Annotated in this window: 29 protein-coding genes and 1 tRNA gene; 21 read left to right on the forward strand and 9 right to left on the reverse strand. The window is 67.9% G+C overall.

The window, feature by feature from the left end; all coding sequences use genetic code 11:
* Positions 1 to 21: 21 nt before the first annotated feature.
* Genes murB through amaB form a run of 6 tightly spaced genes read right to left on the reverse strand, consistent with a single transcriptional unit; the run spans position 22 to position 5,546 of the window.
* Positions 22 to 1,071 carry a UDP-N-acetylmuramate dehydrogenase gene (gene murB / locus AC06E7_RS16010; RefSeq protein WP_093534443.1) on the reverse strand — a complete coding sequence of 350 codons (1,050 nt, stop codon included), beginning with the start codon at positions 1,069 to 1,071 and terminating at the stop codon, positions 22 to 24.
* Complete coding sequence (locus AC06E7_RS16015; protein WP_093534445.1) at positions 1,068 to 2,123, reverse strand: quinone-dependent dihydroorotate dehydrogenase; 1,056 nt, start codon at positions 2,121 to 2,123, stop codon at positions 1,068 to 1,070. Before AC06E7_RS16015 ends, murB begins: the two co-directional genes overlap by 4 nt.
* A 9-nt stretch (positions 2,124 to 2,132) precedes the next feature.
* Complete coding sequence (locus AC06E7_RS16020) at positions 2,133 to 2,903, reverse strand: class I SAM-dependent methyltransferase (protein ID WP_478065312.1); 771 nt, start codon at positions 2,901 to 2,903, stop codon at positions 2,133 to 2,135.
* Between the two features lie 7 nt (positions 2,904 to 2,910).
* On the reverse strand, positions 2,911 to 3,195 hold the full coding sequence (locus tag AC06E7_RS16025; RefSeq protein ID WP_068851376.1) for a DUF4190 domain-containing protein: 285 nt from the start codon (positions 3,193 to 3,195) through the stop codon (positions 2,911 to 2,913).
* Between the two features lie 51 nt (positions 3,196 to 3,246).
* Positions 3,247 to 4,014 (reverse strand): SDR family NAD(P)-dependent oxidoreductase, encoded by a 768-nt coding sequence (locus AC06E7_RS16030; protein WP_478065313.1) that lies wholly within the window; start codon positions 4,012 to 4,014, stop codon positions 3,247 to 3,249.
* On the reverse strand, positions 4,014 to 5,546 hold the full coding sequence (amaB, locus tag AC06E7_RS16035) for an L-piperidine-6-carboxylate dehydrogenase (protein ID WP_095364601.1): 1,533 nt from the start codon (positions 5,544 to 5,546) through the stop codon (positions 4,014 to 4,016). Before amaB ends, AC06E7_RS16030 begins: the two co-directional genes overlap by 1 nt.
* 179 nt (positions 5,547 to 5,725) lie before the next feature.
* On the opposite strand from amaB, the gene kdsA reads away from it, so the two are divergent.
* The 3 genes from kdsA to AC06E7_RS16050 all read left to right on the forward strand — a co-directional run bounded on the left by kdsA (position 5,726) and on the right by AC06E7_RS16050 (position 7,080).
* On the forward strand, positions 5,726 to 6,571 hold the full coding sequence (gene kdsA, locus AC06E7_RS16040) for a 3-deoxy-8-phosphooctulonate synthase (protein WP_093534453.1): 846 nt from the start codon (positions 5,726 to 5,728) through the stop codon (positions 6,569 to 6,571).
* 123 nt (positions 6,572 to 6,694) lie between these two features.
* Positions 6,695 to 6,771, forward strand: a tRNA-Arg gene (locus tag AC06E7_RS16045).
* Between the two features lie 186 nt (positions 6,772 to 6,957).
* Entirely contained in the window at positions 6,958 to 7,080 is a 123-nt protein-coding gene (locus AC06E7_RS16050) for a hypothetical protein (protein WP_255220500.1), read from the forward strand.
* Between the two features lie 77 nt (positions 7,081 to 7,157).
* Here AC06E7_RS16050 and AC06E7_RS16055 read toward each other — a convergent pair whose 3' ends face one another.
* Positions 7,158 to 7,337 carry a hypothetical protein gene (locus AC06E7_RS16055; RefSeq protein ID WP_478065314.1) on the reverse strand — a complete coding sequence of 60 codons (180 nt, stop codon included), beginning with the start codon at positions 7,335 to 7,337 and terminating at the stop codon, positions 7,158 to 7,160.
* On the opposite strand from AC06E7_RS16055, the gene AC06E7_RS16060 reads away from it, so the two are divergent.
* The gene (locus AC06E7_RS16060) at positions 7,330 to 7,779 is read left to right on the forward strand and encodes a PA2169 family four-helix-bundle protein (protein WP_478065315.1); all 450 of its coding nucleotides are present in this window, start codon (positions 7,330 to 7,332) and stop codon (positions 7,777 to 7,779) included. The genes AC06E7_RS16055 and AC06E7_RS16060 overlap by 8 nt on opposite strands.
* Before the next feature lie 154 nt (positions 7,780 to 7,933).
* Positions 7,934 to 8,218: a hypothetical protein gene (locus AC06E7_RS16065; protein ID WP_068851393.1), complete on the forward strand. Its 285-nt coding sequence runs from the start codon at positions 7,934 to 7,936 to the stop codon at positions 8,216 to 8,218.
* A gap of 6 nt (positions 8,219 to 8,224) precedes the next feature.
* Here the strand turns inward: AC06E7_RS16065 and AC06E7_RS16070 are convergent, their stop codons facing one another.
* Complete coding sequence (locus AC06E7_RS16070) at positions 8,225 to 8,710, reverse strand: GNAT family N-acetyltransferase (RefSeq protein ID WP_478065316.1); 486 nt, start codon at positions 8,708 to 8,710, stop codon at positions 8,225 to 8,227.
* A gap of 143 nt (positions 8,711 to 8,853) precedes the next feature.
* Between AC06E7_RS16070 and AC06E7_RS16075 the strand changes: the two genes are divergently transcribed.
* From AC06E7_RS16075 to thrC, 6 genes are all read left to right on the forward strand, one after another.
* On the forward strand, positions 8,854 to 9,582 hold the full coding sequence (locus tag AC06E7_RS16075) for a helix-turn-helix transcriptional regulator (protein ID WP_478065317.1): 729 nt from the start codon (positions 8,854 to 8,856) through the stop codon (positions 9,580 to 9,582).
* 73 nt (positions 9,583 to 9,655) lie between these two features.
* A complete protein-coding gene (locus AC06E7_RS16080; RefSeq protein WP_478065318.1) occupies positions 9,656 to 10,603 on the forward strand; it encodes a DMT family transporter in 948 nt (315 codons plus the stop codon).
* 126 nt (positions 10,604 to 10,729) lie between these two features.
* Positions 10,730 to 10,867, forward strand: coding sequence for a hypothetical protein (locus tag AC06E7_RS16085; protein ID WP_157771711.1), 138 nt, complete (start codon positions 10,730 to 10,732; stop codon positions 10,865 to 10,867).
* Positions 10,868 to 10,954: 87 nt separating this feature from the next.
* On the forward strand, positions 10,955 to 13,477 hold the full coding sequence (gene thrA / locus AC06E7_RS16090) for a bifunctional aspartate kinase/homoserine dehydrogenase I (protein ID WP_478065319.1): 2,523 nt from the start codon (positions 10,955 to 10,957) through the stop codon (positions 13,475 to 13,477).
* A 14-nt stretch (positions 13,478 to 13,491) separates the two neighbouring features.
* Positions 13,492 to 14,406: a homoserine kinase gene (locus AC06E7_RS16095; RefSeq protein WP_184124338.1), complete on the forward strand. Its 915-nt coding sequence runs from the start codon at positions 13,492 to 13,494 to the stop codon at positions 14,404 to 14,406.
* Positions 14,407 to 14,438: 32 nt separating this feature from the next.
* Positions 14,439 to 15,728 carry a threonine synthase gene (thrC, locus tag AC06E7_RS16100; protein ID WP_478065320.1) on the forward strand — a complete coding sequence of 430 codons (1,290 nt, stop codon included), beginning with the start codon at positions 14,439 to 14,441 and terminating at the stop codon, positions 15,726 to 15,728.
* 147 nt (positions 15,729 to 15,875) lie between these two features.
* Here the strand turns inward: thrC and AC06E7_RS16105 are convergent, their stop codons facing one another.
* Complete coding sequence (locus AC06E7_RS16105) at positions 15,876 to 16,625, reverse strand: Crp/Fnr family transcriptional regulator (protein WP_478065321.1); 750 nt, start codon at positions 16,623 to 16,625, stop codon at positions 15,876 to 15,878.
* A 145-nt stretch (positions 16,626 to 16,770) separates the two neighbouring features.
* On the opposite strand from AC06E7_RS16105, the gene hisS reads away from it, so the two are divergent.
* From hisS to hisIE, 10 genes are all read left to right on the forward strand, one after another.
* A complete protein-coding gene (gene hisS / locus AC06E7_RS16110) occupies positions 16,771 to 18,168 on the forward strand; it encodes a histidine--tRNA ligase (protein WP_478065322.1) in 1,398 nt (465 codons plus the stop codon).
* A gap of 706 nt (positions 18,169 to 18,874) precedes the next feature.
* Positions 18,875 to 19,201: a YerC/YecD family TrpR-related protein gene (locus AC06E7_RS16115; RefSeq protein ID WP_068851414.1), complete on the forward strand. Its 327-nt coding sequence runs from the start codon at positions 18,875 to 18,877 to the stop codon at positions 19,199 to 19,201.
* An 11-nt stretch (positions 19,202 to 19,212) separates the two neighbouring features.
* A complete protein-coding gene (gene hisG / locus AC06E7_RS16120) occupies positions 19,213 to 20,124 on the forward strand; it encodes an ATP phosphoribosyltransferase (protein ID WP_093534473.1) in 912 nt (303 codons plus the stop codon).
* Positions 20,121 to 21,416, forward strand: a complete 1,296-nt coding sequence (hisD, locus tag AC06E7_RS16125) for a histidinol dehydrogenase (protein WP_210132414.1) — start codon at positions 20,121 to 20,123, stop codon at positions 21,414 to 21,416. Before hisG ends, hisD begins: the two co-directional genes overlap by 4 nt.
* Positions 21,413 to 22,501 (forward strand): histidinol-phosphate transaminase, encoded by a 1,089-nt coding sequence (gene hisC / locus AC06E7_RS16130; protein WP_478065323.1) that lies wholly within the window; start codon positions 21,413 to 21,415, stop codon positions 22,499 to 22,501. The genes hisD and hisC overlap by 4 nt, the downstream gene beginning before the upstream one ends.
* Positions 22,498 to 23,571 carry a bifunctional histidinol-phosphatase/imidazoleglycerol-phosphate dehydratase HisB gene (gene hisB / locus AC06E7_RS16135; protein WP_478065324.1) on the forward strand — a complete coding sequence of 358 codons (1,074 nt, stop codon included), beginning with the start codon at positions 22,498 to 22,500 and terminating at the stop codon, positions 23,569 to 23,571. Before hisC ends, hisB begins: the two co-directional genes overlap by 4 nt.
* On the forward strand, positions 23,568 to 24,170 hold the full coding sequence (hisH, locus tag AC06E7_RS16140; RefSeq protein ID WP_093534481.1) for an imidazole glycerol phosphate synthase subunit HisH: 603 nt from the start codon (positions 23,568 to 23,570) through the stop codon (positions 24,168 to 24,170). The genes hisB and hisH overlap by 4 nt, the downstream gene beginning before the upstream one ends.
* Complete coding sequence (gene hisA, locus AC06E7_RS16145) at positions 24,167 to 24,901, forward strand: 1-(5-phosphoribosyl)-5-[(5-phosphoribosylamino)methylideneamino]imidazole-4-carboxamide isomerase (RefSeq protein ID WP_184123780.1); 735 nt, start codon at positions 24,167 to 24,169, stop codon at positions 24,899 to 24,901. The genes hisH and hisA overlap by 4 nt, the downstream gene beginning before the upstream one ends.
* Positions 24,895 to 25,671, forward strand: a complete 777-nt coding sequence (gene hisF, locus AC06E7_RS16150) for an imidazole glycerol phosphate synthase subunit HisF (RefSeq protein ID WP_478065325.1) — start codon at positions 24,895 to 24,897, stop codon at positions 25,669 to 25,671. Before hisA ends, hisF begins: the two co-directional genes overlap by 7 nt.
* The gene (hisIE, locus tag AC06E7_RS16155) at positions 25,661 to 26,284 is read left to right on the forward strand and encodes a bifunctional phosphoribosyl-AMP cyclohydrolase/phosphoribosyl-ATP diphosphatase HisIE (protein WP_478065326.1); all 624 of its coding nucleotides are present in this window, start codon (positions 25,661 to 25,663) and stop codon (positions 26,282 to 26,284) included. Before hisF ends, hisIE begins: the two co-directional genes overlap by 11 nt.
* Positions 26,285 to 26,298 lie beyond the last annotated feature (14 nt).

Here is a 26,298-nt window from a genome sequence, read left to right on the forward strand (position 1 = left end):
CGGGAAGGGCAAGCTGGACGGTCACCACTGTGCGCCGATCAGGCGCGGCTCCGGTTCGATGGGAACGCCGAATTTCTCCAGCACCGAGGCGGAAATGCGCCGCGCCAGCGCGAGCAGTTCGGCACCGGTGGCATTGCCGTGGTTGACCAGCACCAAGGCATGCTGGGGCGCCACGCCGGCATCGCCTTCGCGGAAGCCCTTCCAGCCGCAGGCTTCGATCATCCAGGCGGCCGAGAGCTTGCGCCGGTCGTCCTGGTCGGCCGGGTACACCGGCAGGCCGGGGAAGTGCTGCAGCAGCACCTCTACCTGTTCCAGCGGCAGCACCGGGTTCTTGAAGAAGCTGCCGGCATTGCCCAGCACATCCGGGTCGGGCAGCTTGCGCCGGCGGATGGCGATCACCGCATTGGCCACGTCGGCGGCCACCGGCAGCTCCACGCCCATCGCCTGCATTTCCTCGGCAATGCCTGCATAGCCCAGGCGCAGGGCATGCAACAGGGGCAGGCGCAGTTCGATGGCGCTGATCAGGTAGCGGTCCGCATCGTGCTTGAAGACGCTGTCGCGGTAACTGAAGGCGCACGCGTCGGCGTCCAGCCGCACCCATTCGTTGTTCTGGCGGTCCCAGGCTTCCACCGCCTGGATGAACTCATCGACCTGCACGCCATAGGCGCCGATGTTCTGGATCGGGGCCGCACCGGCCGTGCCGGGAATCAGCGCCAGATTCTCCAGCCCGGACAGGCCGTTCTGCAGCGACCACATCACCAGCCCATGCCAGTTCACGCCGGCGCCGGCACGCACCACGGTGTGGTCGGCGCGGTGTTCCAGCACTTCGATCGAGCGGTTGGCGAATACCAGTACGGTGCCGGGCACGTCGTCGGCGATCAGCACGTTGCTGCCGCTGCCCAGTACCAGCAGCGGGTGGCCGGCGACCTGGGGCAGGGCCAGCACATCGGGCAGCAGGGCAGCGTCGTGCAGCTCCAGCAGCTGCTCGGCAACCGCGTCGACGTGGAAGGTGTTGAGGGCCTTCAGCGAGGCGTTTTCGGTCAGTGACCAGGCAGGCATTGCAGTACTCATAGGGGGGCCACCGCGCCACGGCTCGGTGCTTCGCGGCGTCGGCGGATCGCCTCCACGCAGTCGTGCACCAGCGCCGGGCCGCGGAAGATCAGGCCGCTGTAGCACTGCACCAGCGCGGCGCCAGCAGCCATCTTGGCCACGGCATCGGCACCGGACAGGATGCCGCCGACACCGATCAACGGGGTGGATTCGGGCAGGCGCGCGCGCAGGCGGCGCAGCACCAGGGTGGACTGGCCCAGCAGCGGCGCGCCGGACAGGCCGCCGGCTTCGCTGGCATGCCGGTCGGCGGCAACCGAACTGCGGTCAATGGTGGTGTTGGTGGCGATCACTCCGTCCACCTTCAATTCGCCCAGCACGCGCGCTGCGGCATCGATGTCGCGGTCGCTCAGGTCCGGGGCGACCTTGACCAGCATCGGAACGCGCTTGCCATGCTTGGCCGCCAGCGCTTCCTGGCTTTCGCGCAGCTGCGAAACCAGCTGGCGCAGCGCGGTTTCTTCCTGCAGTTCACGCAGGCCGGCGGTGTTGGGCGAAGAGATGTTGACGGTGATGTAATCAGCCAGCGGGTACACCTTCTGCAGGCAGTGCTGGTAATCGTCGAACGCCTGCTCGTTGGGAGTGTCCTTGTTCTTGCCGATGTTGATGCCAAGCAGGCCGCTGCGGCGCTGCGCGCGTTCAACATTGCGCACCAGTGCATCCACGCCGAGGTTGTTGAAACCCATGCGGTTGATGATCGCCTGGTGGGCGGGCAGCCGGAACAGGCGCGGCTTGGGATTGCCTTCCTGCGGCCGCGGCGTGATGGTGCCGATCTCCACGAACCCGAAGCCCAGCGCGAACAGCGCGTCGATGTGCTCGCCGTTCTTGTCCAGGCCGGCGCCCAGGCCGACCGGGTTGGGGAAGTTCAGCCCGAACACGTTGGTCGGCAACGGGGCCGGGCGGCGTGCCAGCAGCGGCGTGGTGCCGGTACGGTAGGCGAGGTCCAGCGCACTCAGGCCCAGGCCATGGGCGCGTTCGGCGTCCAGGGAAAACAGGAAGGGTCGGGCAAGCGAGTACATGGCGTCCAGTCAGTCCAGCGTGCCGACGAAGGCACGGGTTTGGTATTCAAAAGCGATTTTGCCATCGACCGCGTGCGCATCGAACAGCTGCTGCAGCGCCTCCAGCATGGGGGCATGGCGCGGGTGGCCCGGCGGCGGGGCATAGGATGACGACAGCAGGCGACCGCGCAGGCCGTCGGCATCCATGTACTGCGCGTTGGGGAACCGGGCGGTGCCGCGCAGGCCCGGGCCGAACCACGCGCGCATGGCATCGTCGTCCTGGTAGCGCTCGGCCACCTGGGTGTAATCGGTACCGAACTCCAGCAGCAGTTGTTCGTAGCCGACCAGGAACGGCGAGGCGTCGAGCAGGCGCGAGTTCCAGAACACCAGCGCAAGGCCCTCCGGGTGCAGGATGCGCTTCCATTCCGTGCGCACCGCATCGGTGTCGAACCAGTGGAAGGCCTGCGCCGCTGCGACCAGGCCGACGCTGTCGTCGGCCAGCGTGGTGGCTTCGGCGGTGCCGTCCACCAGCTTCAGGCGCAGGTACTCGGCGGCCAGCAGCTTCTCGGCCGCCTCGCGCATCGGCGCATTGGGTTCCACCGCGATCACCGGATGCCCGGTGGCCAGGAACAGGCGTGTGGAGATGCCGGTGCCGGCGCCGATGTCGGCGACCAGGGTTTCGGTGGGCACGCCCATCTCGCCGTGCACCCAGTCCAGCAGTGCCGGTGGGTAGTCGGGACGGTAGCGGACGTAATCCGCCACGCGGTTGCTGAAACGTCCGGTTGCGTCCGATCCGCTCATGGGCACCTCACGATTGCAGGGAAACGAACCAGGCCAGCCCGCCGAAGAACAGCACGATGGCCAGCAGCGCCAACAGGCTGCCGATCACCACCACCCAGCCCATGATCAGGCCGGCCAATGCCAGGCCATCGCCTTCCAGTTCCAGCGGGCGGCGGCGGATTTCGGCGCGGGCCATGTGCCCGGTGACGATGGCGACCACGCTGCCCAGGAAGGGAAGGGCGGTCCAGCCGAGGATGCCGGCGATCAGGCTGATCAGGGCCATGGCGCTGGTTTGGCGGGGCGGGAGGCTCATGCGGCTCCTGGGGGAAGGTGGGACAAGGGAATCATAGGGCCAGCGACGGGTTTATCCCATCAGGACCTGGCCGCCATCGACATTCAAGGTATGCCCGGTGATCCAGCGCGCCATCGGCGAGCACAGGAACAGGGCGGCATCGGCGATTTCCTGCGGCTGCCCGAAGCGGCCGAACGGGATCCTGGCCAGGGTGCCGTGGTAGAGGTCGGGGTCCTGCTCGCGCCGGCGTGCCCACAGCCCGTCCTCGAACTCGATCGAGCCCGGGGCAATGGCATTCACCCGGATCCGGTGCGGGGCGAGCGCCAACGCCTGCGAGGTGGTGTAGTGCATCAGTGCGGCCTTGGCGGCGCCATACGGGGCGGCGCCGGGGCGCGGCTGCTGGGCGGCGATCGAGGCCAGGTTGAGGATGCAGGCCTCGGTCGACTGCTTCAGCCAGGGCAGGGCGAGGCGGGAGGCACGCACCGCCGACATCAGGTCGACGCCGAGGCTGGCTTCCCAGCCGGCTTCATCGTCGGTCATGCCGTAGCCGGTGGCGTTGTTGATCAGCACATCGATACCGCCGAGGGCATCGGCGGCACTGGCCAGCCAGTGCTCGATATCGGCCAGGCGTGAAAGATCGGCCACCGCGGTGTGCAGCGACAGTCCCTGGGCAGCGGCGTCATCGCGCAGTGCGGCCAGGCCGGGTTCGCCGCGGGCGCACACCGAGACACGGGCACCGGCAGCGGCAAAGGCCAGCGCCATCGCGCGGCCGATGCCTTTGCTGCCACCGGCCACCAGTACGCGGCGGCCGGTGTAATCCAGGCTGGGGCGGTCAACCATCACAGGTCGAACTTGATGCCCTGGGCCAGCGGCAGCGAATCGGAGTAGTTGATGGTGTTGGTCTGGCGGCGCATGTAGACCTTCCATGCATCCGAACCGGACTCACGGCCACCGCCGGTGTCCTTCTCGCCGCCGAACGCGCCGCCGATTTCCGCACCGGAGGTGCCGATGTTGACGTTGGCGATGCCACAGTCCGAACCGGCTGCCGACAGGAAACGCTCGGCCACCTTCAGGTTCTGGGTGAAGATCGACGAAGACAGGCCCTGCGGCACGCCGTTCTGCATGTCGATGGCTTCGTCCAGGGTGCTGTACTTCATCACGTACAGGATCGGCGCGAAGGTTTCGTGCTGCACCACTTCGTCGCTGTTCTTCAGCCCGGTGACAATGGCCGGCAGCACGAAGTTGCCGGCGCGGTCGATGCGGGTACCGCCGGTTTCGATGGTGCCGCCGCTGGCCTTGGCCTTTTCGATCGAGGCCAGGAACTGCTGCACGGCGCTGTCGCTGTTGAGCGGGCCCATCAGGTTGGCCGCATCGGTCGGATCGCCGATCTTGCCCTCCACCTGCTTGTACGCCTTGACCAGCGTGGCCAGCACGTTGTCGTAGATGGATTCATGCACGATCAGGCGGCGCGTGGTGGTGCAGCGCTGGCCAGCAGTGCCGACCGCACCGAATACGATGCCCGGGATGGCCAGCTTCAGGTCCGCGCTCTCATCCAGGATGATGGCGTTGTTGCCGCCCAGTTCCAGCAGGCAGCGGCCCAGGCGGTGGGCAACCTTTTCGGCGACCTGGCGGCCGACCTGGGTCGAACCGGTGAAGCTGATCAGCGGCACGCGCTTGTCGGCCACCAGCTTCTGCGACAGCTCGGTGCCGGCGTCGTTGACCAGGAAGAAGATGTCCGGGAAGCCGGCGCCACGCAGCGCTTCGTTGCAGATGCGCATGGACGCGATGGCGGTCAGCGGCGTCTTGTTGGACGGCTTCCACAGACACACATCACCGCAGATTGCGGCCAGGAACGAGTTCCATGCCCACACGGCGACCGGGAAGTTGAACGCGCTGATGATGCCGACCAGGCCCAGCGGCTGGTACTGCTCGTACATGCGGTGACCGGGGCGCTCGGAATGCATGGTGTAGCCGTACAGCATGCGGCTCTGGCCCACGGCGAAGTCGGCGATGTCGATCATCTCCTGCACTTCACCGTCGCCTTCCGGCTTGCTCTTGCCCATTTCCAGCGCAACCAGCGAACCCAGCGCATCCTTGTTGGCGCGCAGTGCTTCGCCGCACAGGCGCACGGCTTCGCCACGGCGCGGGGCCGGGGTGGTGCGCCACACCTTGAAGGCTTCCTGGGCACGCGCCACGATGGTTTCGTAGTCGGCGTCGGTGGTGGCGTGCACCTGGGCGATGGCCTCGCCGGTGGTCGGGTTGACCGAGGTGATCACGCCCGCGCTGGTGGCCGACGACCACTCGCCGTTGCCGAGGTAGGTGCCAGCGTTGGTCGCGTCGAGGCCGAGCGCCTTGAGCAGGTCAGAGGACATGCAAACTCCTGTTGCGGATCGAAAAGGGCGCAGCCGCTGGCAGGGTGGGGGTGCGGCGTGCAGACCCGCCATTCTATCAGCAGCGCCCAGCCGGCATTGCCGCAGCGCCACACGGCGCCGCCCGCCCGGTCGCGGCGACCGCTAGAATGGACACCATTGTTCGCCCCCCAGGAATCTGAATGAACGTTACCGTTGCAGAAGGCGTGGTCGTCGGGAACCGTCTCCCGTTCGTGCTGTTTGGCGGCCTGAATGTGCTCGAAGACCTCGATTCGACCCTGCACGCGGCCGAACACTTCACCAAGGTCACGGCCAAGCTGGGCATCCCGTACGTGTTCAAGGCTTCGTTCGACAAGGCCAACCGCTCTTCGATCCATTCCTTCCGCGGCGTGGGCCTGGACGAAGGGCTGCGCATCTTCGAGGAAGTGAAGCGCCAGCTCGGCGTGCCGGTGATCACCGACGTGCATGAAGTCGCCCAGGCCGCCCCGGTGGCCGAAGTGGTCGACGTGCTGCAGATTCCGGCGTTCCTGGCCCGCCAGACTGACCTGGTGGTGGCCATCGCCCAGACCGGCCGTGCCGTGAACATCAAGAAGCCGCAGTTCCTCAGCCCCACGCAGATCAAGCACATCGTGTCCAAGATCCGCGAAGCGGGCAACGAGAACATCATCCTGTGCGAACGCGGTTCGCAGTTCGGCTACGACAACCTGGTCGTGGACATGCTCGGCTTCCGCGAAATGATTGAATCCACCGGGGGCCTGCCGGCGATCTTCGACGTCACCCACAGCCTGCAGCGCCGCGATGCCGGCAGCGAAGCCTCCGGTGGCCGCCGCCGCCAGGTGGCCGAACTGGCCCGTTCGGGCATGGCGCTGGGCCTGGCCGGCCTGTTCCTGGAAGCGCACCGCGATCCGGACCACGCCCGTTGCGACGGCCCCAGCGCCCTGCCGCTGAGCGCGCTTGAACCGTTCCTGGCCCAGATCAAGGCCGTGGACGAGCTGGTCAAGGGCTTCGCGGAGCTGGAAATCCGCTGATCCGGGCGTACCCGTGCGGCGCCATCGGCCTTGGTCCTGTCGCTGAATACCGGTATCCTTCACCGCTGCATGCACGCAAGGTGCATGCAGCCTGCAGCCAGGCTGCACGCCTGGCCGGCACATGGCCCCGTAGCTCAGCTGGATAGAGCGTCCCCCTCCTAAGGGGAAGGTCGCCCGTTCGAATCGGGCCGGGGTCACCATCACGTCCCGCAGGACGCTGTCTGCACGCTTCCCTCGCCGTCCATTGACGAACCACCTGTCAGGGTTGCTTCGACGCCACCGAAGGAACCCCCATGTCGACCTTGGACAACCGTCTCGAATTTCCGTGGCAACCCGTTGCTCAGGTTCCTGCGCCCGAGCCGTCTCCTGCTGCACCGGATCCGCCGATGGAAGAGCCGCCTCTGCGCGAGCCGCCGGTCACCGAGCCACCCAGCGAAGCGCCGCCCGAAGGCGATCCTCCACCGGCGGAGCCGCCGCTGGAGGCACCGGTTCCTTCCCGCCAGGAATGACACGCTTGTTGCTGAAACGCCGCATTCACTGCGGCGCTTTTTGTTGTGGCGAGAATAGGTTGCACGTCGATGTGATTTCACCGTCGCGGTGCGAACACGTCACGACGACGCCGGCTTTCCATGATGCAGACATCACTTAACGCCGCATTTTCCAAGCGCTCAAAGGTCACGCCGACTTCATTGCAGTTGCGGAAAAGTGGACTCACCCCGACACGGGTCAACACGAAATTCTTCCAGGAGTAGAAATCAGTGAGCACCGAATCCAAGACCGCGCATACCCTCAACGACATCATCGAGATTGCCCGCGATGGCCAGGACTTCTACACCGAAGCCGCGCGCAAGGTGGAAGATACTGAGCTGTCCGCGCTGTTTACCAAGATTGCTGGCGTCAAGTCGCAGATTGTCACCTCGCTGAGCAGCACGGTTGCCGCCACCGGCGCCAAGCCGGCCGAGCATGGCACCGTGGTGGGCTCCATGCAGCAGTTCTACGGCAAGGTCCGCGCCACGCTGGGCGATACCCAGTACGGCTACGTTGCCGAGCTCGAGGAATCCGAAGACCGCCTGCTGAAGGCGTTCAAGGAGACCCTGACCGACAGCGATACCCCGCCGGCCGCCCGCGCCGAAGTCAGCCGCCTGCTGCCGCTGGTCCAGGAAACCCACGACGTGATGCGTAACCGCAAGCACGCCATGAAGCACTAACGGGCCGCGGCGACCCCGTTCGCCCCTCCTGTCTGCAGACGCCCCGGTTCAGCCGGGGCGTCTGCGTATCAGCCAATCAAGCGACTCCACACACCCGCGTACGGCCTCGTCGGATATGGTGCATACTCGATCACAGTTACCGGCGGGATTGCTCATGGAACACATGCGTTGGCTCACGCTTCGTCTTGGCAATAACCAGTCCATCGGTCCTGGCGTTCTCAAGGACCTGTGGTCCAACGCGTGCGAGACGAACCAGTCGTCGGTGACCCGCGATACGGACGGGCGCTCGACCGCCTACGCGCTGCATGCGCCCACTTCGCTGGCCTACCCGAAGCGGGCCGAGCTGCGCATGCGCGAGCTGCTGGAAAAGGCCGGTTACACCTTCACCATGGGCTCGCTTGCCGATCGCCCGGCACCACAGCCGGTGCGCTTCCGCTGAGGCGTGCTACCTTGCCTGGCGGGCGAGGGGCAGTACCCGGCGCATGATGCGCACCGGCACGCCTGTGCGATGTGTCTGCCGCTCCAGTGGCTCCCAGCCCAGCTGCGCATACAGGCCACCATCATCGTGCTCGGTCTGCAGGAACACTTCGCGCACGCCGTAGCCTTGCGCTTTCTGCATCAGTGCCGCGATCAGGTCGCTGGCGAGCGCATGGCCACGATGCGACGGGCACACGTAAACGCCACCCAGCCAGTGCAGCCGTTCGGGGCGTTCAGTGAGTTCATGGAATTTGAGCTGCGCGGCAGCAACGGGCACCTCGTTGTCCGTTGCCATCAGCAGCATGGGGAGTTCGTTGTCGTGCAGGAACACTTCCAGCCGCTGCTGTTCGTCTTCCAGCGTCCAACCGGGCACGCGGTGGCCCCAGGTGTCGAAGTACCAGCGTGCAACAACGGGCAACAGGTGCGGTGCATGGCTCAGGGTCAGAAACGGCATCGGGTACTCCCTGTACGGCGCGACGGTACTTCCCATGACTACGCCCCCGTTATACCACTGGGGTATTGGCCCCTTGTCGTGACGCGTTGCAGGTTTTGAGAACCGCGCGCAGACTTGGATCTTCGCTCAGGCCTGCGCTCACGGTGTCTTCACCCGCGTTCAACCTTCGCCGCTATGGCCGCTCGTCCAGCGTGGACCATCACGCGTTCGCGCAGTGGGTGGTGCCGGTGCGGGGTGAACTGGCGTTCGAGCTGGAAGGACATGGCGCACGCTTGGACCCCCTGCAGGGCGCCTTCGTGGCGCCCATGGCCGGGCATGCCCAGGCCGCCGGTGATGACGACCGCTTCCTGATCGTGGACTGCCCGGCGGAGATGATCGACGACGACACGCTCGAACGCCTGCATCGCCAGCCCGTGCTGGCCCTGCCAGTGCAGGTGCGCGCGATGGCGCAGCGGGTGGCGGACGCCGCACACGAACGGGTCAACGACGACACGGTCCGATGCGAACTGCCCGGACTGATGCAGGCGTTTTCGCTGGCCGGCAGTGCAACACGGCTGCAGGCGGTCTGTGCGCGCATGGAACGCGCACCCGGACAGGCGTGGCCGGTGGAGCGCATCGCCAGTGAGGTCGGGGTCAGCAGCAGCCGGTTGCATGCCGTGTTCCGCCAGGCCTTCGGGCTCAGCCCACAGGCCTGGTTGAGCGCCAGCCGGTTGCGTTGGGCGCGCGGGCAGCTGGCTGCGAGTGATGCGTCCATTGCCGACATCGCCCAGCACGCCGGTTATTCCGAGCAGAGCGCATTGACCCGCGCGTTGCGCCGGGAGTGGGGCATGACCCCGGCCGATTATCGCCGTCGCTTCCGGCACTCGCAGTAGTCTGGGTCAAGCTTGTCCGCCGCGTCGCGCCTACACTGGCGCGGTCTTTTTGTTGCCGGGCGCATGGCTGCTGATGAATCGTTCGATGGGCGTGGGTATCGCCAATGGCGTGGCTGCCGGGGCGCTGTGGGGGGTGGTGTTCCTGGCGCCGGCGGTGCTCAGCCATTTCAGTGCCGTGCAGCTGTCGGCCGGGCGCTATCTGGTCTATGGACTGATTGCCGTGGTGCTGCTGGCGCCGCGCTGGCGTGAGCTGCGCGAGCGGATCGGCACGGCCGAATGGCGTGGCCTGCTGTGGCTCAGCCTGGCCGGCAACCTGGTGTACTTCGTGCTGCTGGCCCATGCGGTCCAGTGGGCGGGCGGGGCGGCGGCGTCGCTGATCGTCGGGCTGATTCCCGTAGTGGTGACCGTGGCTGGGGTGCGCGAGCAGGGCGCAGTGCCGCTGCGCCAGCTCGCGCCCGCACTGACCCTGTGCCTGTTCGGGGTAGGCCTGGTGGGCTATGAGGCGCTGCAGTCCGAGCATGCGCAGGGCTCGGCCAACCAGCGCCTGCTCGGCCTGCTGTGTGCGTTTGGTGCGCTGTTCTCGTGGGCGCTGTATTCCATCGGCAACAGCCGCTGGCTGGCGCGGCGCCCGGACATTTCCGGCCACGACTGGTCCTTGTTGACCGGCGTGGCCACCGGTGCGCTGGCGCTGCTGCTGGTGCCCAGCGCGTTTGTGGTCCCGGGTCCCACGCACGCACCAGCCGACTGGATGTGGTTCTGGGCCCTCAGCGCGGGCGTGGCCGTGGTTGCCTCGGTGTTCGGCAACGCCTGTTGGAACCGGGCCAGCCGCAATCTGCCGCTGACCCTGACCGGGCAGATGATCGTGTTCGAGACGCTGTTCGCGCTGCTGTACGGATTCGGCTGGCAGCGGCGCTGGCCGACCCTGATGGAATCGCTGGCGATCGTCTGCCTGGTCTCCGGGGTGCTGTTGTGCGCGCATGCCCACCGGCCGCCACGCGCGGTGGTCGAGCACGCTGGCTGATTCCGTTGCGCGGCCTGGATGGTCACATTCGCAACTTTTTGGCCGGCGATGCCTGCTGTTCGTCGCGTCTGATTTTTTGCGGTGCAACACTTGACAAGCACCCGGTCGGCGTAGTTTTCTTGGTCCATGGTCCTTGCCGCCGCCACCGTCACGCTTCGCTCCACCGCCCTCACCGGCGGCATGCGCAGCGGTGCCCTGGCCACCGGTACCACCACCATTACCACCGTCACCACTCGCCTGGTGCGGCCCGTCGTCTTCGCGTAATTTTCGAAAACAACGGCCCCGCACCAGATCAGGTTGCGGGGGATCTCCTTCAGCCTGATTGACGCGGGGCCTCGAATCGAGGTCAGCATGTCTTCTGTCGCCGCTTCACCCGATGCCGCTGCATCACCTGCCTCCCCCGCGCCGCTGCGCGCGGCCACCTCGACGGTCGTGCACAAGTTCGGCGGCACCTCCGTGGCTGACGCCGACCGCTATCGCCACGTGGCCCAGCTGCTGCTGGCCCGAGACGAAGCGGTGCAGGTCACCGTGGTATCGGCGATGAAGGGCGTGACCGATGCGCTGATCGCGCTGGCCGGTGCCGCTGCCGACAACGCGCCGCAGTGGCGCGACGACTGGCATGCACTGCGCGCCCGCCATCGCGGTGCCGCCGTTGCGCTGCTGGGCGAGCATGCAGGCGACACGGTGGAATGGCTGGATGCGCGCTTCGACCACCTGGCCGAAGTGCTGGGCGCGCTGGCGGTGATCGGTGAGCTGCCCAGCGAGGTACTCGACCGCGTGCAGGGCCTGGGTGAGGTGTATTCGGCGCATCTGCTGGGCCACTACCTGCGCAGCATCGGCGAGGACTGCGCCGTGCTGGATGCGCGCGAGGTGCTGGTGGTGGACCGCGGCGAACTGGGCGTGGACGTGGACTGGGTGCAGAGCGCGCAGCGTCTGGCGGTATGGCGCGACGCGCACCCGGCGGCGCGCGTGGTGGCCACCGGGTTCGTGGCCCGCGACCGCCGCGACCGGGTGACCACCCTGGGGCGCAACGGCAGTGACTACTCCGGTGCGATCTTTGCCGCTCTGTTCAACGCCGATGAGCTGCATATCTGGACCGATGTGGACGGCGTGCTTTCGGCCGACCCGCGGATGGTGCCCGAAGCCGTGCAGCTGGAAGCGCTGAGCTACGACGAGGCCTGCGAACTGGCGTATTTCGGCGCGAAGGTGGTGCACCCGCAGACCATGTCGCCCGCCATCGAACGCGGCCTGCCGATCATCATCCGCAATACCTTCCATCCGGACCATCCCGGTACCCGGATCACCGCCGAACGCACCAGCTCCGGCCCGATCAAGGGCCTCACCCTGAGCCCGGAGCTGGCGCTGCTGAACCTGGAAGGCACCGGCCTGATCGGCGTGCCCGGCACGGCCGAGCGCGTGTTTGCCGCGCTGCGCAACGCGCACGTGTCGGTGGTGATGATTTCGCAGGGCTCGTCGGAACATTCCATCTGCTGCGTGGTGCGCCAGGCTGAAGCGCAGCGGGCGCGCGATGCGCTGCTGCAGGCGTTCGCGCACGAACTCGGCCTGGGCCAGGTGCAGCGCGTGCAGCTCACCGACAATGTCAGCGTGCTGGCGGCGGTGGGCGATGGCATGGCCGGGCAGCCAGGCGTGGCCGCGCGCCTGTTCGAATCGCTGGGACGTGCGCAGGTGAACATCCTCGCCATCGCGCAGGGCTCCTCCGAACGCAACATCTCGGTGGCGGTGGACAGCCGCCACGCGACCAAGGCGCTGCGCGCGGCGCACGCCGGGTTCTGGCTGTCGCCGCAGACCTTCTCGGTCGGCGTGATTGGCCCTGGCAACGTGGGCGCGGCATTGCTTGACCAGTTGCTGGTCGCCCAGCCCACCCTGCTGACGCGTGCCAACGTGGACCTTCGCGTGCGTGCGGTGGCATCGCGCAGCCGCATGCACCTGGATGCGCGGGGCGTGCAGGGCGACTGGCGCGCTGCGCTCGCCGGGCAGGCCCAGGCGACAGACCTGGACCAGTTCACCGAGCACCTGCTGTCGGCGCACCTGCCGCACGCCTTGATCGTCGACTGCAGCGGCAGTGCCGATGTCGCCGACCGCTACGCCGGCTGGCTGGCGGCCGGCATCCATGTGGTCACTCCCAACAAGCAGGCCGGCGCCGGCCCGTTGCAGCGCTACCACGCCATCCGCGAGGCGGCCGCTGCCACCGGCGCGCGGTTCCGCTACGAAGCGACGGTCGGCGCGGGGCTGCCGGTGATCACCACGTTGCGCGACCTGGTCGATACCGGTGATGAAGTGCTGGCGGTCGATGGCATCTTCTCCGGCACGCTGGCCTGGCTGTTCAACAAGTACGACGGCCAGGTGCCGTTCTCCGAGCTGGTCGCGCAGGCGCGCGGCATGGGCTACACCGAACCGGACCCGCGCGACGATCTGTCCGGCGTGGATGTGGCGCGCAAGCTGGTCATCCTCGCGCGTGAGGCCGGCCGTGAACTGAGCCTGGAACAGGTCAGCGTGGAAAGCCTGGTGCCCGAAGCCCTGCGCCAGGCCAGCGTGGACGACTTCATGAGCGGGCTGGCATCGGTGGACAGCGTGTTCGCCGAACGGCTGGAGCAGGCGCGTGCACGCGGTGCGGTGCTGCGTTACGTGGCGCGGCTGTCGGCGGATGCGGCGCAGGTGGGGCTGGTGGAGCTGCCGGCCGGCCATGCGTTTGCCAACCTGCGCCTGACCGACAATGTGGTGCAGTTCACCACGCGTCGCTACTGCGAGAACCCGCTGGTGGTGCAGGGCCCCGGTGCGGGTCCTGAGGTGACCGCTGCGGGCGTGTTTGCCGATGTGCTGCGGGTCGCGGCGGGTGAAGGAGCGCGCCTGTGAATCCAGACGACGTGCTGGAGGCGCGCGCGTTCTCGCCGGCATCGGTGGGGAATGTCGCGGTGGGGTTCGACATCCTCGGCCATGTCATCGCGGGCGTAGGCGACACCGTGACCGTGCGCCGCACTGACGCGCCGGGCGTGCGAATCCTGGCGATCCGCGGCACCACGGTGGATCTGCCGCTGGTGGCGGCCGACAACACGGCAGGGGCGGCGCTGCTGGCGATGATCGACGCGCTTGCGTTGCCGTTCGGCTTCGAACTGGAGATCGACAAGGGCATCGCGCTGGGCTCGGGCATGGGCGGCTCGGCGGCGTCGTGCGTGGCCGCGCTGGTGGCGGCCAATGCGCTGCTGGATACGCCGCTGTCGCGCGAGGCGTTGTATCCGTTCGCGCTGACCGGTGAGGCGGTGGCCAGTGGCGGCCGGCATGGCGACAATCTCGGACCGATGCTGCTGGGCGGGTTGGTGCTCAGCACGGCGGACCGGCTGGTGAGCATCCCGGTGCCCGCCGGGTGGTACAGCCTGCTGGTGCATCCAGACGCCGTCCTGGAAACCCGTCGTGCGCGCGCGGCACTGCAAGGCAGCTACCACCTTTCCGAATTCGTCACGCAAAGCGCGAACCTGGCGCTGATGTTGAGCGGCTGCTTCCGCGGAGATGCCGAGCTGGTGCGCGCCGGCCTGCGCGACGTGCTGGTGGAACCGCGTCGCGCCGGCCTCATCGAGGGCTTCGACGCGGCGCGCGACGCTGCGTTGGCGGCCGGTGCACTGGGCGCCAGCATTTCGGGGGCCGGCCCCAGCGTGTTCGCGTGGTTTGACAGCCAAGCGGCGGCGCAGGCCGCGCAGCACGCCGTGCAGGACGCTTTTGCCGTTGCTGGTTTCGACAGCCAGGGCTGGGTATCGCCGTTGGACGCGCCCGGGGCATGCCTGCTGTGAGCGCGCTTTCCACTCTTCTGCCAGGATCTTCCATGCAATTCGTTTCGACCCGTCACGCCGCACCTGCAGCCACCCTGAGTGCGGCCATCGCCGCCGGCCTTGCCCCCGATGGCGGGCTGTATGTTCCGCAGCAGCGACCCCAGGCGCAGCGCTGGCAGGCGCAGGGCAGCCTGGCGCGCAACGCCGAAGCGGTGCTGGCGCCGTTCTTCGCCGGTGACGCGCTTGCGCCGCACCTGGCCACGTTGTGCGCGGAGGCCTTCAATTTCCCGGCACCGCTGCGTGCGCTGGCCACCCCGGGCGACCACGTGTTGGAGTTGTTCCATGGGCCGACCGCCGCGTTCAAGGATTTCGGCGCGCGTTTCCTTGCGGCCAGCCTGGCCCAGCTACAGCGTGACCGTGCCCGCCCGCTGACCATCGTGGTGGCCACCTCGGGCGACACCGGCGCGGCCGTCGCGGCCGCGTTCCATCGCCAGCCGGGCATCCGCGTGGTGGTGCTGTATCCCGATGGCCGGGTATCGCCGCGCCAAGCGCACCAGCTGGGCTGCTTCGGCGACAACATCCACGCGCTGCGCGTGGCCGGTTCGTTCGACGACTGCCAGGCGATGGTGAAGCAGGCTCTGGGCGACCGCGAGCTGCAGGCAGAGGTTCCCCTGAGCTCGGCCAACAGCATCAGCCTCGGCCGATGGCTGCCCCAGATGAGCTACTACGCCGACGCGGCTCTGACCCACCATGAGGCGACCGGCGAGGTACTGAACCTGGTGGTGCCCACCGGCAACCTCGGCAACGCGATGGCAGCGGTACTTGCCCACGCGATTGGCCTGCCGCTGGGGCAGATCGCACTGGCCACCAATGCCAACGACGTGCTGCCGCGCTTTTTCCACGGCGGTGGATACCGGCCGCTGCACAGCGTAGCCACCCTGGCCAACGCGATGGACGTCGGCGCGCCCAGCAACTTCGAGCGGCTGCGCTGGCTGTATGAAGAAGACGACGATGCACTGCGCGCGGCGTTCCGCGTCGAGGCGGTCGACGATGCGGCGATCCGCGAACTGATCGCCCGGCGCCATGCGGCAGCGGGCGAGGTCTTCTGCCCGCACACCGCCACGGCGGTGAAGCTGCTGGAACAACTTCGCGCCGAAGGCGTGCAGGGCGATTGGGCGGTCGCCGCAACCGCACATCCAGCCAAATTCGAATCGGTGGTCGAACCGCTGATCGGCCGCCCCATCGAGGTACCGCCAGCACTGTCGGCGCTGTTGGAACGCCCCGCGCACGCCCAACCGTGCCCACCGCATTACACGGCGCTGCGCGAATTCCTGCTGTCCTGATGTATCCGGATCCCAACCCGGGACGTAGCAATTCGTAGGGTCGACCGTTGGTCGACCACCGCGCAACGCGCGGCGCAAGCATCAAAAACCGTGCTGTTTCGGCTGATGCACACCCGGCCGGAGTTTAAAGGTGACCGAAGCTACCCCTCAGCCCCCGCACAGCACCTGCAACCCAGCCTCATCCAGAATCTCCACGGTGTTCAGGTGGGGCAGGGCAATCAAGCCCTGCTGCCGCAGCTTGGTGAATGTGCGGCTCACCGTTTCCATGGTCAGGCCAAGATGGTCGGCAATGTCGCTGCGCCCCATCGGCAGGATCACCCGCAACCCATCCCCGCCCAGCCGCGCTTCACGCGCGGCCAGCCGCAGCAGGAAATCAGCCAGCTTTTCGGCGGGCTGCAGGCGGCCCAGCGCCAGCGCGGCATCGGCTGCTTCGTCCAGCGCCTGGCAGGCGCGCTGCAGCAGCTTGCGCTCCAGGTGCGGATAGCGTGCGCGCAGGTCCTTCATCGGGGCCAGGCCCACGCGGCAGACCCGGCTGTCGGCGATGGCTTCGATGTCGTAGCGGTGATGGTCGCTGCCGGTCAGCCCGAGATAATCACCGGGCAGCACGAATCCGCTGACCTGGCGGCGGCCATCTGCCAGGGTGCGGACCAGCCGCAGCGCGCCTTCGGTCAAGGTATAGACATGTTGGCGGGCCTCGCCAGCGCGGACCAGGGTGGCCCCCAGCGGCAGCGGCTGCGACACCGTGACCCGTTCCAGGGCCTGGACTTCATCGGGCGACAGCGCCGAACACACGGCCAGGTGGCGCACCGAGCAGTGCAGGCAGTCACGCAGCGGCGAGCAGCCCGGTGCGGGATCTTCTACAGCGTCAACGGTGGTTCCGGAGTGGGGCCGGGTCATGTCGAACCAGGGAGCGGGGCCTGCCTATGATACGTCATGCGGCCGTTGGCCAAGTTCGACGCGGCCGATGACGGCCGCGCGGCCCGGCTGCGGCTAGAATATGCAGCTCGCTCTTCCCCCAAGTTCCCCCGCAGGAGTCCCGCAAGTGATCAAGCCCCGTACGCCGCCCGGCATCATGGAACTGCTGCCGCGCGAGCAGATCGCGTTCCAGCGCATGCTGGACGTCATCCGCCGCAATTACGAGCGGTTCGGGTTCCTGCCGGTGGAGACCCCGGTGTTCGAGCTGTCCGATGTGTTGCTGACCAAGTCCGGTGGCGAGACTGAGCGCCAGGTGTATTTCGTGCAGTCGACCGGCGCGTTGGCCAATGCGGCCGAAGCGGGTGACAAGAGCCTGCCGGAGCTGGCGCTGCGCTTCGACCTGACCGTGCCGCTGGCGCGTTACGTGGCCGAGCACGAACACGACCTGACCTTCCCGTTCCGCCGTTACCAGATGCAGCGGGTGTACCGCGGCGAGCGCGCCCAGCGCGGCCGGTTCCGCGAGTTCTACCAGTGCGACATCGACGTGATCGGCAAGGACAGCCTGAGCACCCGCTATGACGCCGAAGTGCTGGCGGTCATCCATGCGGTGTTCGCGGAGCTGCGCATCGGTGATTTCTCGGTCCAGCTGAACAACCGCAAGCTGATGCGCGGTTTCTTCGAAAGCCTCGGCGTGGCCGACGGCGAGCGCCAGATGGCGGTGCTGCGCGAGGTCGACAAGCTCGACAAGCGCGGCCCGGATTACGTGCGCGAAACGCTGACCGGCGAAGGCTTCGCGATCCCGGCCGAACAGGTGGACCGGATCCTGGCGTTCGTGGCGGTGCGGTCAAGCAGCCATGCCGATGCGTTGGCGCAGCTGGATGCGCTGGTGGCCGATGGCGCTGCCAGCGAGACGCTGCAGCTGGGCGTGGCCGAGCTGCGCGAGGTTCTGCAGCTGGTGAAGGCGCTGGGCGTGCCGGAAACGGCGTACTGCCTGAACTTCTCGATCGCGCGCGGCCTGGATTACTACACCGGCACGGTGTACGAAACCACGCTGACCGACCACCCGCAGATCGGTTCGATCTGTTCGGGCGGCCGTTACGAGGACCTGGCCAGCCATTACAGCAAGTCAAAGCTGCCGGGCGTGGGCATTTCCATCGGCCTGACCCGCCTGTTCTGGCAGCTGCGCGAGGCGGGGCTGATCGCGGGCATCGAAGACAGCAGCGTGCACGCGCTGGTGGCGCTGATGGACGACAACGGCCTGGCCGATTCGCTGGATATCGCCCGTCGCCTGCGCGTGGGCGGGATCAATGCGGAAGTGCAGATGGAGCCGAAGAAGATCGGCAAGCAGTTCCAGTACGCGGCCAAGGCAGGCATCCGCTTCGTGGTGCTGGCCGGTGAAGACGAGCTGGCGCGCGGCGTGGTGGCGGTGAAGGATCTGCTGCGCGAGCAGCAGTTCGACGTTGCCCGCGATGAGCTGGCCAGTGCATTGCAGGTGGAGCTGGAGCAGACGCGCGCGATGGCGTGAGTCTGGTTTGGTTGATGCTTGTCTGGCAACGGCACCTTCGGGTGCCGTTGTTGTTTCTGGGTGTCTGATAGCGGGATTTCACTGTGCACTGGGCGTTGCCCGGTGCTTCCATGCATCCAGGAGAACAGCCTGTTTGCACGTGATTCCTGGTTTGGTGGGACGGTGCGGGGTGGTTGGTGGCCAGGGGTTACAGCGATAGCGGCTTCGTTTCCGGGTCATGCGTTATCGCATGTGGATGGCTTCCTGGCAGTCGTCTTACGACCGACCCTACCGCTGCGGATGTCATGGGTAGCAGCGGTAGGGTTGGTTTCCAAACGACCGCACCGAACAACTCAACGCCCGGTAACGCATGAAAAACATCGAACCCGGCCTTTGACGTTCCATGGCCACCAACGCACCGTCGAGGGTCGGCGGGGGCGGGTATGCGGGACCGTAGAAAACATGGATGTTTTCTACGAGTCCCCATGGACGGGTTCACGGCGTGTCCCGCGTACCCGCACCCGCCGGCCCAGCTTGGGCCATCCAAAGGCCGCCAGCTGTTCGCCCATATCCATCGCCAGCCGGGCAGCGCCCGGCGACGGAACGGGTAGCTCGATCCCCGCTGGAATGAGGGCCTAAACCTGAACGGAGGAAACGGGAAGTTGAAGCCGATTTGGCACCAGCCCGCTTTTGCGCTAATGTAATAGCACGCTATTACATTGATACGATGAAAATCCGCCCTGTTCCCCGTGAGAAAGACCCCCAGGCCGACCTGGACAGCTTGGCTGGCGCGTTTGCCGGCCTGTCCAGCGCCGGGCAGGTCACTGCGTTCCTGCGCGACCTGTGCACCCCGGCCGAGTTGGAGGCGCTGTCCGACCGCTGGAAGGTAGTGCCGCTGCTGCGGCAGGGCGTGCCGTATCGCGAAATCCATGAATTGACTGGTGTCAGCGTGACCACCACCGGGCGCGTGGCGCGCTCGCTGGACCATGGCCACGGCGGCTATGCCGCCGCCATTGCCGCGACCGCCACGCCTGCAGCCCCCGAATCCGAGTAGAGACCTCCCCCATGAGTGCAACCCAGACCGCCCCGGCACGTGACCGGCTGCGTATTGCCATCCAGAAGAGCGGGCGCCTGGCCGAACCGGCGCGCAGCCTGTTGACCGCCTGCGGGCTGAGCTGGCGGCAGAGCCGCGACAAGCTGTTCTGCTACGGCGAATCGCTGCCGGTGGACCTGCTTCTGGTGCGCGATGACGACATCCCCGGCCTGATCGCCGACGGCGTCTGCGATTTCGGCATCGTCGGCCGCAATGAACTGGACGAGCAGGGCGCCGCCCGCCGCCGCATCGGCCTGCCCGATGCCTACCAGGCGCTGCGCGGCCTGAACTTCGGCCAGTGCCGGCTGATGCTGGCCGTGCCCGAGGAATGGGACTGGCAGGGCGTGCAGCAGCTGGCCGGCAAGCGCATCGCCACCAGCTACCCCGCGATCCTGGCCGACTGGCTGGCCGAGCGCGGCGTGGATGCCCAGGTGGTGGAGCTGTCCGGTTCGGTGGAGATTGCCCCCCGCCTCGGCACCGCCGATCTGATCTGCGACCTGGTCTCCAGCGGCGCCACCCTGGCCGCCAACCAGCTCAAGCCGGTGGAAACGCTGCTGGAAAGCGAAGCCGTGCTGGCCGGCCCGGTGAAAACCCCCGACGATGCCCGCGCTGGCCTGATGGCCATGCTGCTGCGCCGCCTCGACGGCGTGGTGAAGCTGCAGGACAGCAAGCTGCTGATGTTCCGCGCCGAACTGGACCGCGTGTCTGAACTGGCCCGCCTGTTGCCCGATGCCGACCCGCTGGTGCAGTTGCCCGATGATGGCGGCCACCTGCGTTTGCAGACCATGTGCCACGGCGCATTGACCTGGCAGCGGTTGGAAGAGCTGGAGCGCGCAGGCGCCCAGGGGTTGATGGTGTTGAGCGTGGAGCGGTCGCTGGCATGAATCGTCTGCAATGGTCCCAGTTGAGCGACAGCGAACAGGCACAGGCGCTGCAGCGCCCGGTGCAGGCCGTGGCCGCGCGTACCCGCGAATCGGTGGCCGCCCTGATCGCGGCGGTGCGTGATGATGGTGATGCCGCCCTGCGCGAAATCAGCCTGCGTTTCGACGGCGTGGCCCCGGCCTCGTTTGAAGTGAATGATGAGGAGTTTGCCGCCGCCGAGCGTACGGTGCCGGCCGAATTGCGCCAGGCGATGACCGAAGCCGCCGAGCGCATCCGCCTGTTCCACAAGGCCGGCATGAGCCAAGGCTATGCGGTGGAAACCGCGCCGGGCGTGCGCTGCGAACGCATGGTGCGGCCCATTGGCCGCGTCGGCCTGTACGTGCCGGCAGGCAGCGCGCCGCTGCCGTCCACCGCATTGATGCTCGGCGTGCCGGCGCAGCTGGCCGGCTGCCGTGAAGTGGTGCTGTGCACCCCGCCGCGCCGCGACGGCAGCGCCGATCCGGCCGTGCTGGTCGCCGCGCGCCTGACCGGCGTGCACCGCGTGTTCAAGCTGGGCGGTGCGCAGGCGATCGCCGCCATGGCCTACGGAACGGCCAGCGTACCCGCCTGCGACAAGCTGTATGGCCCGGGCAACAGCTACGTGACCGAAGCCAAGCAGCAGGTCGCCCAGGATGGCGCGGCGGCGATCGACATGCCGGCCGGCCCTTCGGAAGTCCTGGTGATCGCCGATGCCGGCGCCAACCCCGCCTTCGTCGCCGCCGATCTGCTTTCGCAGGCCGAACACGGCCCCGATTCGCAGGTACTGCTGCTTACCGATGATGCCGACATGCTGGCCAGGGTCGAGGCGCAGGTGCAGGTACAGTTGGCGCAGCTCTCGCGCGCCGACATCGCCGCGCAGGCACTGCAGTCCTCGCGGCTGATCCTGGTCGATTCGCTGGTGCAGGCCTTCCAGATCAGCAACCGCTACGCTCCCGAGCACCTGATCCTGGCGCTGCGCGAACCGCGCGATTGGCTGGCACAGGTGGAAGCAGCCGGTTCGGTGTTCCTGGGCGATTACACCCCCGAAGCGCTGGGCGATTACTGCAGCGGCACCAACCACGTGCTGCCCACTGCCGGCGCCGCGCGCGCCTACAGCGGGGTGAGCGTGGCCAGCTTCCAGAACATGATCAGCGTGCAGGCCGCCACCGCACAGGGCATCGCCGCCATCGGCAACTGCGCGCGCGTGCTGGCGCGTGCCGAAGGGCTGGACGCGCATGAGAACGCGGTGGCACTGCGCATGGAGACGGCCGCATGAGCGCCGGTACCGTGCTTGACCTGGTGCGCAGCGACCTGCGCGCGTTCGCCGGGTATTCCTCGGCACGCAGCAGCGCGCTGGTGGGTGACGTATGGCTCAATGCCAATGAATCGGCCTGGGCCAATCCTGCCGACGCGCAGGGCATCGCCCGCCGCTACCCAGAACCGCAACCCGAAGCGCTGCGCGCGCGGCTGGCCGCGCTGTACGGCTGCTCCCCCGACCAGCTGCTGATCGGCCGTGGCAGCGATGAAGCCATCGACCTGCTGGTGCGCGCACTGTGCGAACCCGGCCGCGACGCCGTGCTGGTGACCCCACCGGTGTTCGGCATGTATGCGGTGTGCGCGCGCCTGCAGAATGCACCGCTGCTGGAAGTGCCGCTGCGGGATACCGGGGCTGGGTTGGAGGCGGATATCGACGCCATCATCGCCGCCGCCCTGGCAGGCAATGCCAAGCTGGTGTTCCTGTGCACGCCGTCGAACCCGGCCGGCAGCACGATCTCGCTGGACGACATCGAACGCGTTGCCCGGGCGCTGCAGGGCAGGGCACTGGTGGTGGTGGATGAGGCCTACGGCGAGTACGCGGAGCAGGCATCGGCGACCAGTCTGCTGGCGCACCGTGACAACGTAGCGGTGCTGCGCACCCTGTCCAAGGCCCACGCCTTGGCCGCCGCCCGGATCGGCAGCCTGATCGCCGCCCCCGCGTTGATCCAGACGCTGCGCCGTTGCCAGGCCCCGTACCCGGTGCCCGCGCCGTGTACTGCACTGGCCCTGGCCGCGCTGGAACCGGCTGCGCTCGAGGTCACCGCGTCGCGCGTGGCCCAGATCAAGGCCGAACGTGGCCGCCTGGCGGCGGCCCTGCAGCAGGCCCCCGGCGTGGTCCGCGTGTACCCCTCGCAGGGCAATTACCTGCTGGTGCGTTTCAGTGACGCCCAGGCCGCGTTCGACGCGCTGCTCGCCGCTGGCGTGGTGGTGCGCGACCAGCGCGCCGCGCCGCAACTGCACGATGCACTGCGCATCACCGTTGGCAGCCCGGAGGAGAACGACCGCGTGCTCCAGGTACTCAGCGCCCGGAGGGCCGCCGCATGACCCCCATCCTGTTCGTCGACCGCGACGGCACCCTGATCGAAGAGCCCGCCGATTTCCAGATCGACGCCTACGAAAAGATCCGCTTCGTGCGCGATGTGATCCCGGCGATGCTGAAGCTGCGCGATGCCGGCTACCAGTTCGTGATCGTCAGCAACCAGGACGGGCTGGGCAGCGAAGGCTACCCGCAGGCGTCCTTCGACGGCCCCAACGACCTGATGCTGCAGATCTTCGCCAGCCAGGGCATCGTGTTCCGTGACGTGTTGATCGATGGCAGCTGGCCGCACGACAACGCGCCCACGCGCAAGCCCGGCATCGGCATGATGCTGCCGTACCTGCAGGACCGCAGCATCGACTGGGCGCGCTCGGCCATGGTCGGTGACCGCCCGACCGATATCCAGTTCGCGCAGAACATGAACATCCGTGGCTTCCAGCTGCGCACCGGACAGTTTGGCGGCGAGTGGGACTGGAACGGCATCGCCCATGAACTGGCCGATGCGCCACGCCGCGCCACCGTACAGCGCAACACCAGGGAAACCCGCATCCGGGTCGAGGTCGACCTGGACCGCACCGCCGAACCGCAGACCCACACCGGGCTGCCGTTCTTCGACCACATGCTGGAGCAGATCGGCAAGCACGGCGGGTTTGCATTGAGCGTGCAGGCCGAAGGCGACCTGCACATCGACGAGCACCACACCATCGAAGATACCGGGCTGGCGCTGGGCCAGGCCCTGCGCGAAGCACTGGGCGACAAGCGCGGGATCGGCCGCTACGGCTTCACCCTGCCGATGGACGAGACCCTGGCCAGCGCTGCGCTGGACTTCAGCGGCCGCCCATACTTCGTGTTCGAAGGCGAGTTCAAGCGCGAGCGCGTGGGTGACATGCCGACCGAGCTGGTGCCGCACTTCTTCCGTTCGCTGTGCGATGCCTCGGGCCTGAACCTGCACCTGAGCGTGCGCGGCGACAACGACCACCACAAGGTGGAAGCCTGCTTCAAGGCGCTGGCCCGCGCACTGCGCCAGGCGCTGCCACGGCAGGGCACGGCGCTGCCCAGCACCAAGGGGGCGCTGTGACCGACGTTGCCCTCATCGATGCCGGCGGCGCCAATCTCGGCTCGGTGCGCTACGCACTGGAGCGACTGGGGGCACGCGTGCAACTGGTGCGCGATGCGGCAGGCCTGCGCGGCGCATCGCGGGTGATCCTGCCCGGCGTGGGCGCGGCGCCGCACGGCATGGCACGCCTGCATGCGCAGGGCTTGGTGCAGCCGCTGCGTGAGCTGCAGGTGCCACTGCTGGGCATCTGCCTGGGCATGCAGCTGCTGTTCGAACACTCCGAAGAGGGCAACGTGGAATGCCTGGGCCTGCTGCCGGGCGTGGTCCGCCACCTGCACCCGGCGACCGGCATCCGCGTCCCGCACATGGGATGGAACCGGCTGCTGCCGCTGCGCCAGGCCGCGTTGATGGACGGCGTGGCCGACCGCGCCAGCGCCTACTTCGTGCACAGCTATGCCGCCCCCTTGAACGAACACACCGTGGCCGCCTGCGACCACGGCGGCCTGTTCGCGGCAGTGGTGCAGCGAGGCCGCCACAGTGGCGCGCAGTTCCACCCCGAGCGTTCCGCCGCCACCGGCGCGCGGATCCTGCGCAACTTCCTCGAGAACGAACCCGCATGAGTTTCACCGTCTATCCCGCGTTGGACATCCGTGAGGGGCGCGTGGTGCGCCTGCTGCAGGGCGACTACGCCCAGCAGACCACCTACGGCGACGATCCGCTGCCGCGCGCGAAGGCGTTCGCCGCAGCGGGTGCGAGCTGGATGCACCTGGTCGACCTGGACGCCGCGCGCGCCGGCGGCTACACCCTGGCCCCGCTGCTCAGCGCGATTGCCAGCGAAAGCGGCCTGAAGGTGCAGACCGGTGGCGGCATCCGCCGCCGCGACGATGTGGCGCGGCTGCTGGATGCCGGCGCGGCGCGCGTGGTGGTGGGCTCGGTGTCGGTACGCGAGCCCGAGACCGTGATCGGCTGGCTGCAGGCGTTCGGCGCCGAGCGCCTGACCATCGCACTGGACGCGCGCCAGGCCGACGACGGCCGCTGGCTGCTGCCGGTCCATGGCTGGACTGAAACTGCCGACGTGACCCTGGACGAGCTGGCCCAGCGCTATGCGCAGGCCGGGATGCGCCACCTGCTGTGCACCGATATCGCCCGCGACGGCATGCTGTCCGGCCCCAACATCGACCTCTACCGTCATCTCTCCAACCTGCTGCCTGGCGTAGCGGTGCAGGCCTCGGGCGGGGTACGCAGTGGCGCAGACGTGGCCGACGCCAAGGCGGTCGGCTGCGGCGGGGCGATCCTCGGCAAAGCGCTGCTGGAAGGCCGCATGACCCTGCAGGAGGCGCTGGCATGTTGAGCCGCCGGCTGATTCCGTGCCTGGACGTGCGCGATGGCCGCGTGGTCAAGGGCGTGCGCTTCCGCGATCACGTGGACATGGGCGACATCGCCGAACTGGCGCTGCGCTACCGCGACCAGGGCGCCGACGAGCTGGTGTTCTACGACATCGGCGCCAGCCCGGAAGGGCGCGCGGTGGACGTGGGCTGGATCGAGCGCATCGCGCGGCTGATCGACATTCCGTTCTGCGTGGCGGGTGGCATCAGCGACGTGGAGACCGCCCGCCACGTGCTGTATGCCGGCGCGGACAAGATCTCGATCAACTCGCCGGCGCTGGGCCGCCCCGCGCTGATCGAAGAGCTGGCCGATGCTTTCGGCGTGCAGTGCGTGGTGGTCGGCATCGATTCGGTACGCGAGCCCGATGGCGAGTGGCGCGTGCGTCGCTTCAGCGGCGACCCGGACAAGACCCAGGCGGTGCCGGTGCGGACCCTGGACTGGCTGGTGGAAGCCCAGCGCCGTGGCGCCGGCGAGATCGTGCTCAACTGCATGGACAGCGACGGCGTGCGCCGCGGCTACGACGTAGCCCAGCTGCGCCAGGCGCGGGCGCTGTGCAGCGTGCCGCTGATCGCCTCCGGCGGTGCCGGCGACATGCAGCACTTCGCCGATGTGTTCGACCAGGCGGATGTTGACGGCGCGCTGGCCGCCAGCGTGTTCCACAGTGGCGCCATTGCCATTCCCGCGCTCAAGCAGTTCCTGCGCGAGCAGCAGATCGAGGTTCGTGATGTCTATTGAAGTATTGCCCGCCCGTGAGTCGCTGGAACAGCTGGACTGGGCCAAGGGCGATGGGCTGTTGCCGGTGGTGGTGCAGGACGCCGACACGCTCGCGGTGCTGATGCTGGGCTACGCCAACCCCGAATCGCTGGCGCTGACCCTGGAAACCGGGCGCATGACCTTCTATAGCCGCAGCAGGCAGCGGTTGTGGACCAAGGGCGAATCGTCCGGCAACGTGCTGGAGGTGGTCGCCGTGCGCGTGGACTGCGACCGCGACACCCTGCTGGTGAGCGCGCGCCCGGCCGGCCCGACCTGCCATACCGGCAGCGAAAGCTGCTTCGCCCAGGCGCCCGGCAATTTCCTCGGTCGCCTCGACGCGCTGGTGCGCGAACGCGAACAGCAGCGCCCGGCCAACAGCTACACCACCACCCTGTTCGAGCAGGGTCTGCGCCGGATCGCGCAGAAAGTGGGCGAAGAGGGCGTAGAGACGGCACTGGCTGGCGTGGCGCAGGACGATGGAGCGTTGCTGGGCGAATCGGCCGACCTGCTGTTCCACCTCACCGTGCTGCTGCGCGCCCGTGGGCTGTCGCTGCAGGATGCGGTGGGGGTACTGGTGGCCCGCCACGCCGGTTGAGCGGGCAGCACGTG

The sequence above is a fragment of the Stenotrophomonas sp. Steno-Z4 genome (genome assembly GCF_056393145.1).